The sequence below is a fragment of the Pandoraea iniqua genome, assembly GCF_902459685.1.
In the GTDB taxonomy this organism is placed as follows: domain Bacteria; phylum Pseudomonadota; class Gammaproteobacteria; order Burkholderiales; family Burkholderiaceae; genus Pandoraea; species Pandoraea iniqua.
In genome coordinates this window covers 733,469-748,359 of sequence record NZ_CABPSF010000003.1, presented here as the reverse complement: position 1 = coordinate 748,359, position 14,891 = coordinate 733,469, and the positions used below count along the sequence as shown (strand labels likewise).

The 14,891-nt window shown below is 64.6% G+C and carries 12 protein-coding genes; 8 read left to right on the top strand and 4 right to left on the bottom strand.

The features are described from left to right. The first annotated feature begins 85 nt into the window (after positions 1 to 85). The 5 genes from mltG to PIN31009_RS14320 all read left to right on the top strand — a co-directional run bounded on the left by mltG (position 86) and on the right by PIN31009_RS14320 (position 4,525). Positions 86 to 1,081: an endolytic transglycosylase MltG gene (gene mltG / locus PIN31009_RS14340; protein ID WP_058378367.1), complete on the top strand. Its 996-nt coding sequence runs from the start codon at positions 86 to 88 to the stop codon at positions 1,079 to 1,081. After that, positions 1,078 to 1,740 (top strand): dTMP kinase, encoded by a 663-nt coding sequence (gene tmk / locus PIN31009_RS14335; protein WP_150790670.1) that lies wholly within the window; start codon positions 1,078 to 1,080, stop codon positions 1,738 to 1,740. The genes mltG and tmk overlap by 4 nt, the downstream gene beginning before the upstream one ends. A gap of 154 nt (positions 1,741 to 1,894) precedes the next feature. After that, entirely contained in the window at positions 1,895 to 2,935 is a 1,041-nt protein-coding gene (holB, locus tag PIN31009_RS14330) for a DNA polymerase III subunit delta' (RefSeq protein WP_150790669.1), read from the top strand. A 29-nt stretch (positions 2,936 to 2,964) separates the two neighbouring features. After that, on the top strand, positions 2,965 to 3,747 hold the full coding sequence (locus PIN31009_RS14325) for a TatD family hydrolase (protein WP_150684315.1): 783 nt from the start codon (positions 2,965 to 2,967) through the stop codon (positions 3,745 to 3,747). A 103-nt stretch (positions 3,748 to 3,850) separates the two neighbouring features. After that, positions 3,851 to 4,525, top strand: a complete 675-nt coding sequence (locus tag PIN31009_RS14320; protein ID WP_150684314.1) for an ankyrin repeat domain-containing protein — start codon at positions 3,851 to 3,853, stop codon at positions 4,523 to 4,525. A gap of 62 nt (positions 4,526 to 4,587) precedes the next feature. Here PIN31009_RS14320 and PIN31009_RS14315 read toward each other — a convergent pair whose 3' ends face one another. The 3 genes from PIN31009_RS14315 to otsB all read right to left on the bottom strand — a co-directional run bounded on the left by PIN31009_RS14315 (position 4,588) and on the right by otsB (position 7,753). Beyond that, a complete protein-coding gene (locus PIN31009_RS14315) occupies positions 4,588 to 5,391 on the bottom strand; it encodes a crotonase/enoyl-CoA hydratase family protein (protein ID WP_150790668.1) in 804 nt (267 codons plus the stop codon). Between the two features lie 128 nt (positions 5,392 to 5,519). After that, positions 5,520 to 6,959, bottom strand: a complete 1,440-nt coding sequence (gene otsA / locus PIN31009_RS14310) for an alpha,alpha-trehalose-phosphate synthase (UDP-forming) (RefSeq protein ID WP_150790667.1) — start codon at positions 6,957 to 6,959, stop codon at positions 5,520 to 5,522. Continuing rightward, a complete protein-coding gene (gene otsB, locus PIN31009_RS14305) occupies positions 6,956 to 7,753 on the bottom strand; it encodes a trehalose-phosphatase (RefSeq protein ID WP_150790666.1) in 798 nt (265 codons plus the stop codon). Before otsB ends, otsA begins: the two co-directional genes overlap by 4 nt. A gap of 399 nt (positions 7,754 to 8,152) precedes the next feature. Here otsB and PIN31009_RS14300 point away from each other — a divergent pair, with 399 nt between their 5' ends. Both PIN31009_RS14300 and PIN31009_RS14295 read left to right on the top strand, forming a co-directional pair. Further along, positions 8,153 to 10,768, top strand: a complete 2,616-nt coding sequence (locus PIN31009_RS14300; protein ID WP_174997168.1) for a PepSY domain-containing protein — start codon at positions 8,153 to 8,155, stop codon at positions 10,766 to 10,768. Between the two features lie 97 nt (positions 10,769 to 10,865). After that, positions 10,866 to 11,150 (top strand): acylphosphatase, encoded by a 285-nt coding sequence (locus tag PIN31009_RS14295; RefSeq protein ID WP_087687838.1) that lies wholly within the window; start codon positions 10,866 to 10,868, stop codon positions 11,148 to 11,150. 102 nt (positions 11,151 to 11,252) lie between these two features. Here the strand turns inward: PIN31009_RS14295 and PIN31009_RS14290 are convergent, their stop codons facing one another. Next, entirely contained in the window at positions 11,253 to 12,884 is a 1,632-nt protein-coding gene (locus PIN31009_RS14290) for a methyl-accepting chemotaxis protein (RefSeq protein ID WP_246185672.1), read from the bottom strand. Between the two features lie 283 nt (positions 12,885 to 13,167). On the opposite strand from PIN31009_RS14290, the gene PIN31009_RS14285 reads away from it, so the two are divergent. After that, positions 13,168 to 14,865: an ATP-binding response regulator gene (locus tag PIN31009_RS14285; RefSeq protein WP_150790663.1), complete on the top strand. Its 1,698-nt coding sequence runs from the start codon at positions 13,168 to 13,170 to the stop codon at positions 14,863 to 14,865. Positions 14,866 to 14,891: the final 26 nt, after the last annotated feature.

The following is a 14,891-nucleotide window of genomic DNA, read 5'->3' as shown; positions in this document are numbered from 1 at the left end:
CACGAGCCGCTGTTAGCCATACACGCCCGGGTTGACCGAGTCCCCCGAACCCGCTGCCGTCCGAGCGCGACTTATTCTGCAATTCATGTCCTTCATCAAACGCTTGTTCGTGCTGTTGATTGTCGCTGCGTTGGCGGCAGGCGGTGCTTTCTATTACTGGGCGCAAGCCCCGATGCAGCTCGTCAAGCCCACGCTCGACGTGACGATCAAGCCCTACAGCTCGGTGCGCAGCGTCGCGACCCAGCTCCGCACGGGCGGTGTGCCGGTGCATCCGCTGCTGTTCAACCTGCTCGCCCGCATCATGGACGTGGGCACCAAGCTCAAGTCCGGCAATTACGAGTTCGCCACGGGCGTGACGCCCATCGATGTGATGGAGAAACTCGCGCGCGGCGACGTCAACCAGTACGTGGTGACGATCATCGAAGGCTGGACCTTCAAGAAAATGCGCGCCGAGATCGATCTCAACCCGGCGCTGCGTCATGACACGGCCGGGCTGCCCGACGCCGATATCATGCAACTCGTGGGCGCCGATCGCGCCGAAGCCGAGGGCATGTTCTTCCCGGACACCTATCTCTTTCCGAAGGGTTCCAGCGACGTCGACATCTACAAGCGCGCCTATCGCCTGATGCAAAAACGTCTGGATGAAGCGTGGGCCGCGCGCGCGCCGGGCTTGCCGTACAACACGCCGTACGAAGCGCTGATCATGGCGTCGCTCGTAGAGAAAGAGACGGGGCAGGCCGTGGAACGAGGTCAAGTCGCCGCCGTGTTCGTCAATCGCCTGAAGAAACGCATGCTGCTCCAGACCGATCCGACGGTGATCTACGGCATGGGCGATCTATACACGGGACGTATTCGCAAGCGCGACTTGCAGACCGATACGCCATACAACACGTACACGCGGGCCGGGCTGCCCCCGACGCCGATTGCGCTGCCCGGCGTGGCATCGCTGGCGGCGGCGCTCAATCCTGCGCCGAGCGACGCGCTTTATTTCGTGGCGCGAGGCGACGGTACGAGCCATTTCTCGACCAATCTCCAGGAGCACAATCGCGCCGTGGACAAATACCAGCGAGGTGATCAATGACGCAACCTAACGCCGCACCGGCCGCCGTGCCGGGCAAGTTCGTGACTTTCGAGGGCATCGACGGCGCTGGCAAAAGCACGCACGTGAACGCCTTCGTGGATACGCTGCGTCAGGGGCTTGCCCGCGTTGGCCGCAACGTCGTTGCCACGCGCGAGCCGGGCGGTACGCCGCTGGGCGAAGCGTTGCGCAAGCTCGTGCTCGACGAGCCGATGGATATCGAAACCGAAGCGCTGCTGATGTTTGCCGGCCGCCGCGAGCATCTGGTCAAAGTCATCGAGCCAGCGCTGGCCCGTGGCGACTGGGTGGTCTCCGACCGTTTCACCGATGCGACGTTTGCCTATCAGGGCGGTGGCCGCGGCCTGTCGCGCGACAAATTGTCGGTGCTTGAACAGTGGGTGCAGGGCGCCCGCCAGCCCGACCTCACGATTCTGTTCGATCTCGATCCGTCGATTGCGGCGGCCCGATTGGCCGGTGCCCGCGCGCCGGACAAGTTCGAGCGCGAGTCGGCCGCCTTCTTCACACGGGTGCGCGAAGAGTACCTGCGCCGCGCGCAGGCCTCGGCGGGCCGATTCGTCGTGATCGACGCCGCCCAGAGCATCGATGCCATTGCCGCAGAGCTCGCCGGCGTGTTTGCGCGACTGGGCGTGCCCGGGCACTAACGGCGACACTTGCTGAAGCGCCCCGCGAATGGGGCCATAATCCGGGTATTCGTTCGGTCTGCCGCCCGACATCGGGCGCAAGCCGGCGACGGCACCCGCACCGATGTGTCATGCCAGCGCCCATGCTGGCGAAAATTCAGGCCAAGGAGCCCCCATGCTGTATCCGTGGCAGTCGCAGGACTGGACACGCCTTAACGATCTGCGCAGCCAGATGCCGCATGCCCTGCTGTTGCAGGCTGTGCCGGGCATCGGCGAGCTCGCGCTTGCGCGCACGTTTGCACAGGGCCTGCTCTGCGAAGCGCCGCGCGACGATTTGTCGCCGTGCGGCACGTGCAGCGCCTGTCAGTGGTTTACCAGCGGCAATCACCCCGATTTTCGGGCGATCTGCCCGGAAATCATGGCCGATACGCTGCCCGGCGCCGAGAACCGTGCCGAGGCCGACGCCGACAAGAAGACCAAGACCCCGAGTAAGGAAATCAAGATCGAGCAGGTGCGCGAGGTCATCGACTTCGCTAGTCTGGGCTCGCATCGTCAGGGGCGTCGCGTCGTATTGCTGTATCCGGCGGAAGCGCTCAACGTGCACGCCGCCAATGCGCTGCTCAAGACGCTTGAAGAACCGCCTGAAGGTGTGGTCTTCCTGCTGGTGACGACGCAACCCGATCGCTTGCTGCCGACGATTCTGTCGCGTTGCCGCCGCGTGGTGCTCACGCGCCCCGACGACAAGCAGTCGACGCAATGGCTCATGGGCGAAGCCGGCCTCGATGCGGCAACGGCGGCGGCAGTGCTGGCCGAAGCCGGTGGTGCGCCGCTGGCGGCCCGCACGTTGGCCGAACCCGACGAGCGTAGCTGGCGCGACTGGCTGCTGGGGCAATTGGCGCAGGGCGGGGCGGTCGACGCGTTCGCCTGTGCCGAGCAATTGCATAAGGGCAACCTGCCGGGCATTCTCGAAACGCTGCAACGCTGGTGCTTCGACGTGCTGGCCGAACGCATGACCGGCAACTCGCGGTTCTACCCTGCCCACGCCAAGGCGCTGCGCCAGTGCGGCGACGCGACCGACGACGTGCGCCTGCTCGGCTTTTTGCGCGAGCTTGCGCAACAGCGTCAAGTGCAGAACCACCCGCTCAATACCCGCGTGCTGCTCGAAGCCCTCTTTCTGCAATACAAACAGTTGTTCGGCGCACCGGCGTCGCTCTGAACCCGACACCGGAAACCCGATCGTCCATCATGTTTATCGATTCGCACTGTCACATCAATTTCCCCGAACTGGCCGAGCAGATGCCCGACCTGTTGGCCCGCATGCGCGAGAACAAGGTGAGTCACGCCTTGTGTGTGTCGGTCGATCTGCCCACGCTGCCGCAAGTGCTGGAGATCGCGGCGCAACACGAGAATGTCTACGCCTCGGTCGGGGTGCATCCCGATTACGAAGACACGCCGGAGCCGAGCGTCGACGACCTCGTGCGCCTCGCGGCCACGCCCAAGGTGGTGGCGATCGGGGAGACCGGTCTGGACTATTACCGGTTGGAAGGGCGCTCCATTGAAGACATGGAATGGCAACGCGAGCGCTTTCGCACCCACATTCGCGCGGCGCGGGCGACGGGCAAGCCGCTCATCATTCACACGCGCTCAGCTGCCGACGACACGCTGCGCCTCATGCGTGAAGAAAACGCCGGCGAGCCGGCCGGTGTGATGCATTGCTTCACCGAAAGCTGGGATGTGGCGCAAGGCGCGCTCGATCAGAACTTCTATATCTCGTTCTCGGGTATCGTCACTTTCAAGAGTGCCCGCGATTTGCAAGACGTGGCCCGCCGCGTGCCGCTCGAGCGCATGCTGATCGAAACCGATTCGCCGTACCTCGCGCCGGTGCCGTATCGCGGCAAACTGAACCAGCCCGGCTACGTGCGTCATGTGGCCGAGTTCATTGCCGATTTGCGCGGTGAGCCGGTGCAGAAGATTGCCGAGGTGACGACGGAGAACTTCTTCCGCCTGTTTGCCACCGCAAAACACTGAAGCGAATAGCAACCCAGCGGCAAGCGCTGTACCGTCGGCGCGGCTTCATCGCTTTGCCCCCAGCGTTACTCAATTTCAACGGTCTACCGACAGGAGTCCACCGATGCGCAAATTCCCGATGATCCGAGCCTTGATGTTGCTCAGCGTGCTTTGGCTGACGGCGTGTGCCACGGCGGCGACGTCGAACGTGGCGCTGTTCAAGGCCGTCACGTTCAACGATACGAAGGCCGTGGCCGAAGCCCTCAAGGCCGGCGTCGATCCGAACACTCGTGACGAGAAGGGCAACCCGTTGCTGGTGATCGCGATGCGCGAGAAGTCGGTCGATGTCGCGCGACTGCTCATCAACAACGACAAGACGGATCTCGATGCGACCAATGCCGCCGGTGAAAACGCGCTGATGATCGCGTCGTTGCAAGGCCTCACGCCGATGGTCAAGCTGATGATCGACAAGGAAGCCGAGGTCAACAAGAAGGGCTGGGCGCCGCTGCATTACGCGGCGACCAGCGGCAACGACGAGATCGTGCAGTTGCTGCTTGATGCGTCGGCCTATGTCGATGCCGAATCGCCCAACGGCACCACGCCGCTGATGATGGCCGCACGCGGTGGTCACATCACCACCTGCAAGGTGCTGCTCGATGGCGGTGCAGATGTGCGCTTGAAGAACCAGTTGGGGCTCACCGCCATCGACTTTGCCAATCAGTCGAATCAGAAGGAAATTGCGGACGGCTTGCGCAAGCGTCTGGAACAGGTGCAGCAGTCGCGTCCGGCAGGGAAGTAAGTCGGAACGGGCGGGGCGGCGAGATGCTGCAAAGTGCCGCGAAGTGCAGTGCGTTATTGCACTTAGTTTCGCGGCGCCCCGTGACGGCCCACACCAGAGAGGAAGGCACGGGCGCCCTCAAGTCCTTCCGAGAACACCACATCGTGTCCCGCTGCGCCTTCTTGGCGCAGCGCATCTTCCAGCGGTAAATCCCACTGCGCATAGGCGGCCCGACGGTCGGCCCGCAACGCCCCCTGCGGCAACGCGGCGAGTTGCTGCGCCAAGGCAATGGCACCTTGGAGCGCCATGCCCTCGGGCACGAGCCGGTTCACCAGCCCGATCTCGAAACCTTCCTGCGCACCGACCGCGCGCCCGGTCAGAATCATGTCGAGCGCCCGGCTCATGCCGATCAGACGCGGCAAACGCACGGTGCCGCCGTCGATGAGCGGCACGCCAAAGCGCCGGCAAAACACGCCGAACGTCGCCGACACGTCAGCCACCCGCAAGTCGCACCACAACGCCAGCTCCAGCCCGCCCGCCACGGCGTGGCCGGTCACGGCGGCAATCACCGGTTTGTCGAGATGACGGCGTGTCAGGCCCATCGGGCCATCGCCGCTGCCATCGGGCGTGACGACGTTGCGTCGCTGGGGATCGTCGAATGCGGAAAGGTCGGCGCCGGCACAGAACGTTGAGCCTTTGCCGCACAACACGGCCACACTCGCATTGCTGTCGCGCTCGAAGGCGAGCAGGGCATCGCGCAACGCGGTGGCCATCTCTCGGTCGACGGCATTGCGGCGCGCTGCGCGGGCCAGTGTGATGATCGTCACCGGTCCATCGTTTTCGACGCTCACGCTTGGCGCCGAGCGGTCATTCTGACTTTGGCTCATGGCGTGTCTCCTTGCAGCGTTGCACTCGTTTCGGAAACGCCGGTCGGGGGCGCGTCTGGATACTTGGGTTTTGCGCCCCCGGGTCGTGTCGTCGTGTGCCGATGTGTGCCGAAGCGTCGACGCGACCGTCAGGCCGCCGCAGGTTGTGGGCAGCGCACCAGCACCGGCGTCGCGGGCGTCGTGGGCGTTGTTGCAACGACCGGCGTACGAAGATCGGTCATGAACCGGTCGCGCCACGTCGACAGATTGTGTTCACGTAAGGTCGCCATCATGCTCTCGTAGCGCGACTGCCGCTCCGATAGCGACATATTCAGCGCCGAGCGCAGCGCTTCGGCCATTTCGTCGATGTCATACGGATTGACGATCAGCGCCCCGTCAAGCTCCTGTGCCGCACCCGCAAAACACGAGAGCACGAGCACGCCCGGGTCACCAGGGTCCTGCGATGCCACATACTCCTTGGCGACGAGATTCATGCCGTCGCGCAATGGCGTCACATAACCCACTTGCGACGCCCGGAAGAACGACATCAGCACCTCGTGATCGTAGCGTTTGTTGATATAGCGCAGCGGCGTCCACGCCAGATCGGAGAAGCGGCCATTGATATGTCCCGCCTCGGTTTCCAGTTGGCGCCGAATCTCGCCGTACCCGGCCACGTCCGAGCGGCTGGGGGGCGCGACCTGCACGAAACTCACCGTGCCTTGCTGGTTCGGCCAAAGCTCCAGCAAGCGCTCGAACGCGCGAAAGCGCTCCAGCATCCCTTTCGAGTAATCGAGCCGATCGACACTCATGATCAGCTTGCGCTGCTGCAACCCTTGCTTCAGATCGAGGATGTGCTTGACCGTGGCGCGCGCGGTCGCCTGTTGCTGAATTTCGTCCGGATACACCCCGATCGGATAAACACCCGTGCGGAACGTGCGGTCATACGCGGTGACCGTGCCGTCGTCATGCAGCGTGCCGCCGGCGTAGCGCACCAGATAGTCGGTGAAGGCGGTACGGTCGGGCTCGGTCTGAAAGCCGACGAGGTCGTATTCGCACATCGCGCGCACCAGCGCCTCGTGCGGCGGCACGGTCATCAGCACCTGCGGCGACGGAAACGGGATATGCAGGAAAAAGCCGAGGCGCTGCTTGATGCCGATATGCCGGCAGGCCTGCGCGAAGGGCAGCAAGTGATAGTCGTGCACCCAGATCAGGTCGTCCGGCTGAAGCAGCGGCGCGAGCAGCGCCGCAAAGCGCGCGTTGACGTGGCGATAGCCGTTGTAGTCGTCGCGCTGAAAGCGCGTGAGGTCGTCGCGGTAGTGGAACGTCGGCCAGAGCGTGGCATTGGAGAAACCGCGGTAGTACGTGTTGTAGTCGCGGCGCGTGAGCGGCACGGTAGCGAACGTCACGTTGTTGCGATGCGCGATGTCGGGGGCCGTCGCCGGCACCGCATCGATCTCACCGTTCCAACCGAACCACATACCGCCGGTGTTCTTGAGCGCATCGAACACGCCGATGGCGAGCCCGCCGGCAGTGGGCTTGCCCTCGGTGATCGGGGCTACCCGGTTCGACACGATGACTAGGCGACTCATACGTCTTTCTCCTGTGTAGGCGGGCGCAGGGTCAACAGCCAGGCTGTGAGCGCCTCGGGGGACGGCAGGCGGTGACGGGCGCAGGTTTCCCCCTCGCCGATCTTGATCGTGATACCGCCGTGCGCATTGACATCGGCAAACCCGGCCTCGTCGGTCAGGTCGTCGCCCGCAAACAGGGGCGTACGCCCGGCGAACGGCTGGGTTTGCATGAGGAGGGAGATGGCGCGGCCCTTGCTGACGTTGCGGGGCCGCAGTTCGAACACGAGCTTGCCGGGCTGCAAGGCAAACGTGTCGGCATGGAGTTCGGCGAGGGCGCGCATGGTGTCGCGGGCCACCCCTGCCAGTTCGGGTGCACCACGATAGTGCAGGGCGAGGGCGCTGCCCTTGTTTTCCAGCAGCAGCCCCGGATGTTGATCGACGAGCGCACGCAGCGGCGCCACGATGGCGGCGATGCGTTCGGTATCGCGGCTCACCCCCTCTGCGCGTTCCAAAGTGCCGCTGGCGTAACGAATCTCAGCGCCGTGCAGGCCGGCGGCAGGCACGTGCAGCGGGGCGAGCAGGCCGTCGATATCGTCGATGCGGCGGCCCGAGACCACGGCCAGCGCGCCGTTCGCACGTTCCTTCAGCCGGGCAAGCACGCTGGCGGTGTCGCGCGGCAGCCGGACGGCGTCTGGACGCGCAGCCAGCGGCGCCAGCGTGCCATCCAGATCGAAAAAGAACGCCGTGGTGTTCACGTCGACGACACAGGTGTCGGCCGGCGTTGTGGCGGACGTGGCTAACGTAGGTTGTTCCATGGCACTCCGTCGCTGTCGTGCCGTAAGGTCGAATCCGGGGCCGAGCGGGTGGGCGCAGGGGAAGGGGAAAGTACGACGATGACGGCGGTTCGGTGGGGCGGGAGCGCGAACTTCCGCGCGGGATAAATTCATCCTAACCGTTCAAAAACCGACAGGGCGTCGTCCGTTCTATGAAATTCTTGTGGGATATCGCTGACAGGCGCCTGACAGAAAGCGAAATTCAGGGCCCGATGTGAAAGATCGGGTAAAGATTGAAACTGAGAATCGTTTGCAATAACATTCGATATTGCCGCAAAGCGCCCGGAGGGCATTTGCGGTATGGCACACCTCCGGGAACGGGGTTGCGGCGCACATCGTCTGTGCCGCCCAAAGGCGCCCAGAGTTGCGCCGGATAACACAATGATGAAAAGACTGTGGTTTCAACTGCACTGGTTTTTCGGCATTACTGCCGGGCTGGTGCTGGCAGTGGTCGGCCTGACCGGCGCGCTCCTTTCTTACGATGACGAACTCACGCGAGCCTTCAGCTCGGGCGTGATGACTGTGCCTGTGCGCGACGGCGGCCGGCTGCCCGTGCCCGAACTGGTCGCACGCGTGCACGACGCCGTCCCCGATCGCCGCATTCTGCTGATGACGGTGGTGCGTACGCCCGAAGATGCCGTGGGCGTGCGCCTGTCGACCGGCGACGGCCCGCGCGGCGAAACCTATTTCGTCGATCCCTACACCGGCGAGATGCTCGGCCGTTCGAAGGCCGACGTCGTGTTCCGCTTCATCATGGACATCCACCGCTTCCTGACGGTGGAAGGTATTGGCAAGCAGATCACCGGGGCGGCCACGTTGCTGCTGTTCCTGCTGGCGCTGAGTGGCCTGTATCTGCGTTGGCCGCGCCGTCTGGGTAACTGGCGCGCGTGGTTCCACATCGATTTCAAGAAGAAGGGCCGTCCGTTCCTTTGGAATCTGCATGCGGTGATCGGCACGGTGGTGCTGGTGCCGTATCTGCTCTCGGCCACGACCGGGCTCTACTGGTCGTATGACTGGTGGCGCAGCATGCTGTTTTCCGTCGCCGGCGTGCAGCAACCGGTGCGCAACAAGCCGGCCGCCCAGCCGAAGATGGCGAAGGGTGAGAAGGGCGAGAAGGGCGCAAAGGGGGATGCTGAGGGCGGTGAGCGCAAGAAGCCCGCATTGCCCAATCTGGCCGACACCGACGTGAATGTCGCGTGGGAAGCGTTCAAGGCTGAAGTTCCGAACTACACCAAGGTGTATCTGCGGCCCGCCCAGAAATCGGGTGGCCCGCTTCAGATGACGTGGCTCGACGATTCGGTGCCGCATGAGCGCGCGTTCAGCCGTCTGGACGTGGATGCGGTGACGGGCAAGGTCAGCAACGTGGAGCGTTACGGTCAGAAGACCGTCGGCGGCCAGTTGATGACGAGCATCTACGCGTTGCATCGCGGCAGCTTCTTCGGGCCGGTGGGCATCGTCGTCATGATGCTGTCGAGCCTGATGATGCCGGTGTTTTTCGTCACCGGCTGGATGCTCTATCTCGACCGCCGCAAAAAGAAGCGGGCGCTGGCGGCGGCGCGGCCGGTGGCTGCCCGCAGCGACAAACCGTCCGCGGGCGGGGCGTTGGCCGAAGAAGGGGTTCTGATCGGATTTGCCAGTCAAAGTGGCGTCGCCGAAGGCCTCGCGTGGCAGACGGCCGGCATGTTGCAGGGCGCCGGCGTGCCCGCACAAATTCAACCACTTGCACGTATCGGTGAAGCCCAATTGGGCACCGCCAAGCGCGCACTTTTCATTGTCAGCACGTTCGGCGACGGCGAGCCGCCCGACAGCGCCCGCCGCTTCGCCCAGCAACTGATGAATCAGGCGATGGCGTTGCCGACGCTGCGGTTCGCCGTGCTCTCGCTGGGCGACAGTCAGTACGACCGGTTCTGCGGTTTCGGGCGCACGCTCGACGGCTGGCTGCGCGCGCAGGGCGGCGTGGCGGCGTTCGAACCGATTGAAGTCGACCGGGGAGACCCGGGCGCATGGGCACGTTGGCAGGAGCGTCTGGGCGAATGGCTTGGCCGTCCGCTGGCGGCGGCAAAGCCCGATGACGCTCCAGTCTTCCAATCGTGGCAACTCGCCGAGCGCACGTTGCTGAACCCGGGCAGTACCGGCTTGCCGGCATATCACGTGGCCTTTACGCCGCCGCCGGGCGTCAAGTGGGTGGCGGGCGATCTGGTAGAAGTGTTGCCGCGTCATCCGCAGGCGCGCATCGACGCGTGGCTTGCAGGCAGTGTCTGGGCGCCGGACGTCCGGGTGACGGTCGCGGGGCGCGAAGCGACGCTGGGCGAAGCGCTGCGCGAGCGTGTTCTTCCCGAGGCGGCACCCCCTGCCGGCATCGACTTGCAGGCATGGCTTGCGCCGCTCGCGACGCTGCCCGAGCGCGAGTATTCGATTGCTTCGACGCCGGCCGAAGGCCAGTTGGCGTTGCTGGTGCGCCAGACGCGCAACTCCAATGGCTCGCTTGGACTCGGTTCCGGCTGGCTGACCGACGGCGTGGCGCTGGGCGGCGACGTCATGATGCGCGTGCGTCCGAACCCGGGCTTTCACGGCCCGCAGGACGATCGCGGCATGATCCTGATCGGCAACGGCACCGGACTTGCCGGATTGCGTGCGCATTTGTCCGAACGTATTGCGAAGGGACGCCATCGTAACTGGCTGATCTTCGGTGAACGTCAGGCAGCGCATGACAACTTCCACGACGCGACGCTGCGCGATTGGCAGGCGCAGGGTGGCATTGCCCGCGTCGATCGTGTGTACTCGCGCGATCAGGCGACACGTATTTACGTACAGGATCGCGTGCGTGAAGTCGCTCCGGACATCGCCGAATGGGTGCAGCAGGGCGCTTCGATTTATGTGTGCGGCAGTTTGTCCGGCATGGCCCCGGCGGTCGACGCGGCGCTGGCCGAGGCGATTGGCGCGCAGGCATTGCTCGATCTGTCGGCACAGGGGCGGTATCGTCGCGACATCTATTAAGCGTTCACGCGCGGTGTGCTAACTTGTTGCGAGGGCCTGATCATCATCAGGCCCTTTTTCCATGAGATTCATGACCACAGGTCTTGCAGGAGGGGCAATGACGACAACGTGGCAAATCATCGTGCATGGGGTGGTGCAAGGCGTCGGCTACCGGGCCTCGTGTGTCGTGGCTGCCCACAGGCTCGGCGTGAATGGCTGGGTGCGTAACCGGCGCGACGGCACGGTCGAAGCGATTGCGCAAGGCAGCGCCGATCAGTTGCTCGCGTTCTGCGAGTGGATGCGGCAGGGGCCCCCGGGGGCGCAGGTCACTTCGTGCGAAGTCGACAAGGCATGGATCGCCGAGACGCCGCTCAAGGGTTTCGAGCAGCGCGCCAGCGTCTGATTTCAGTGGGGTAGGGGATCGGCGAACCGGCGTCGAGAACCGACGCCGGTGAGTGCAGCGTGCAGCGTGCTGCCTGCTGTTTATTGCGGGTGAACGGCGGGCTCAGGCGGCGAGCGCCAACGTTCCATGTGCCGGGGCAATAGCTGAAGCGCCCTGCATGCCGGTCGAGGCGTGCGCCGAATCGTGCGCCGACAGCCGGAACAGCGCCACCGACTCGCGCAAGCGGGCGGCTTGCGATTCCAGCGCGGCCGCGGCTGCGGACGCTTCTTCCACGAGTGCGGCATTCTGTTGCGTCATCTCGTCCATCTGCGTCACGGCGCCATTGACTTGCTCGATGCCGCTGGACTGCTCGACGCTGGCGGCCGAAATCTCGCCCATGATGTCGGTGACCCGTTTGACCGACTGCACCACTTCAATCATCGTCGCGCCCGCGCGTTCTACCAGCCGGGTGCCGACCTCGACACGGCTGCCCGACGCGTCGATCAATCCCTTGATTTCCTTGGCCGCCGCCGCGCTGCGTTGCGCGAGCGTGCGCACTTCGCCGGCGACCACCGCAAAGCCACGGCCTTGTTCACCGGCACGTGCGGCCTCGACGGCAGCGTTCAGCGCCAGAATGTTCGTCTGGAAAGCGATGCCGTCGATGACCGTCAGGATGTCGTTGACCTTTTGCGACGCTTCGGAGATATCGCGCATGGTCGTGACAACTTCCTGCACGACTTCGCCGCCGCGCGACGCGGTCTCGGAGGCCGTCACGGCCAACTGGCTCGCGGCACGTGCGTTCTCGGCGTTCTGCTTCACGACGGCGGTCAGCTCTTCCATGCTCGCGGCGGTCTGTTCCAGCGAAGACGCCTGCGATTCGGTGCGGGCCGACAGATCGGCATTGCCGTCGGCAATTTCACGGGCGCTGCCGTGAATGGCTTCCGTGCTCTCGCGCACGGTGCCCACGGTGCCGGCAATGCCGTCGCGCATGCGGCCGAGGGCGCCGAACAACTGGCCCATCTCGTTGTTGGTGCGCTGTTCCACGCGCTGGCTCAGATCGCCGGCCGCCATGCGCTCGAAGTGCCCGATGGCTTCGCGAATCGGGCGCAGCACGGCGCGGGCCAGCATGGCACGGCCCCACAGAGCGACGAGCAGGGCGATCGCCAACGTAACGCCCAAGGCAATACGCATGACGTTGTAGCGCTGTTGTGCGGCCTCGAAGCGGTCTTTCTGGCGCGCAATCTGAATGTCCTGCAACTCGCGGATGGCGCTGTCGACAGCGTTGTAAGCCGACGGCGCGACGCGTGCCTGAATCTGATGGAAGCCAGCCACATCACCCTGCTTGAGGGCGTTCATCGCCGGCGTAATCACGTTCTCGAAGAAGTTCCGGCGCTTGGCGTCGGCGGCTTTGGCCAACTCCGCTTCGTGCGTGTCTTCCTTGGGACGTTTCAGATAATCGTTCCAGAGGGCGTCGGACGCGGCGATGTATTGGTTACCGCGCTTGAGCACCTTTTCCGACTCGTCCGGGTCAGCGCCGAGGCTGACATAAGACGCGAAAGTCGCCATCGAGAGGCGAGTCCGCAGAAGCTGCTCGCCCGTGCCCTTGAGTTCGGCCAGCGCGGGGGTATCGTCCGTGGCCATCTTGCTCAGGGACTCGTTGCTGGAGCTGAGCGCTTGCAGGCCCAGCACGCTAACGAGGACGAGAACTGCACCAAGCAAACCAAGGACCAGTGTCAGGCTGGTCCGAATCGTCATGTTCTTATACATATTTATCGATGGAATGTGTGCCCGGGTCGCGGAAAGAGAAACACGCGGCCTCCCCCGCCGGATGCTTCGAACAAAGCGGGTCATAGGGATTATCGGCAGGTGAGACACGGAACTTGAGCCGTTTTGTCCGGCGAAATCCGAAAGCCCGGCTGAGCGCGTCGAAGTTCGGAATTTGCGCAGTCGCAAAACCCTCGCCAGACGCCAGACTCAGGGCTGTCCAGTTCCTCAGTACGCCGAAGCGCTCACGAGCGCGGTGAAGCGTCTTCACACGATGACTCTCAACAATCTCCCCAATGATGACCTCGACGGTTGCCGCGACGACGCGGTGATGCGAACGGAGTCGGCGGCAACCGAAATCGATGCCGGGCGCGTTCCGCTGCCCTCCTTGGCGGGGGAGGGCGGCCTCGACATGGCCGACACCTTCCGTTTGGCGCTGGTCCACGAACTACGCGCACCGTTGCAGGTACTGCAAGGGCAACTGGATGCGTTGACGGGTGTCGGTAGTGCCGGTGGTGCCGCCGCGAGTGGGGACGTTCGCGCCGCCGGACAGGCACCCGAACGTGACCGCGTCGGCAGGCGCGCACGATTCGACACGATGCGAGAGGCGCTCGACGTCCTTGTGCGTGTCGTTGACGATGTTCTGCACCTCGGGCAGGGCGACGCCGTGGCGCTGCCGCTGCTCGATGAACCCTTCGAGGTGCGCGCGCAGTTGGACGGCGAAGTGGCGCTCTTCGCCCCGGAAGCGCGGGCAAAGGGCTTGGCGCTGTCCTGCGATATCGACGACGACGTGCCCGTCATGTTGCGGGGCGATGCCGTGCGGCTGCGTCAGATCGTGCGAACGCTGCTTGCCAACGCGCTGAAATATACAGCTGCGGGTGAAGTCTGCGTGTGGGCGTCGTGGCAGGCGCCGGCGAACCATTTGACGGTGCGTGTGACGGACACCGGGCCGGGCATTCCCGAAGGCGCACGGGAGGCGGTTTTCAGCGCGTTTTTTCGGGGCCACCCCGCGATCCCGGGCACGGGACTCGGATTGTGGATCGCGCGCCGTTGGGCTCATCGCATGGGCGGCGCACTGTTCGCGGAGACACCGGTGCGAGGCGCACATTTCCGCTTGTCGTTGCCCTTACAGCCGCTGGCGGCCAGTAGCATGCGCACCGATGCGTCAGACCGCGCCGACGCCCTCATAGGGGCCGATCGCGCTGCGTCGACAGCCGTCGTCGTCGTTCGGGACGGCCTGCGCGTACTTGTGGTGGACGACCACCCGATCAACCGCCTCGTGCTGTGTGAGCAGCTGACCTCGCTGGGGTGCGTCACGGAAGGGGTGAGCGACGCGGCGGCCGCACTCGCCCACTGGGCCGCATGCGATGTCGATGTGGTGCTGACCGACGTACAACTCGGACAAGTATGCGGCCTGACCTTGGCGAGTGACGTGCTGCAACTGGCAATGGCGCTGCGCCGCCGGGCGCCGGTTGTGATTGCCGTGACCGGATCGCTGCTCGACGCGCGGATGGCGCGGGATGCGGGTATCGACGCGGTGCTGCCAAAGCCTGTGTCCCGTCGACGGTTACAGCAGGTGCTCGCGGCACGCTGGCCAAGGCTGGAGGGCGCCGGACACGAAGCAGGATCGTCGCCTGCCGGGGGCGTAGTATCGCCGGCGCCGCTGGCCCAGCAGGTCTCGCAGGGTCCGCAAGTCATGCAAGGCGCGCAGGTCATGCGGCGCAATCCGAAACTGCCGCTTTACAAAGACGCCGGGGCGAGAGGCCTGATGCGTCGGGAAATGGCGAACGACATTGCCCAGTTCCGCCGTTTGCTCAGGCGGCGGCACGAAGGCGATCTGATGGCGGCGCAGGCCGTGTTGCATCGCATGCAGGGGGCCTGCCGGATGTTCGGCGATCCCGAGTTGCTGGCGCGCTGTGCGGCTTTGGCCGCGAAGCTCGCAGCCGTCGCTCCGATCTCACGTGACATTTAACGTCACTCATATAACGTTGCACGTTT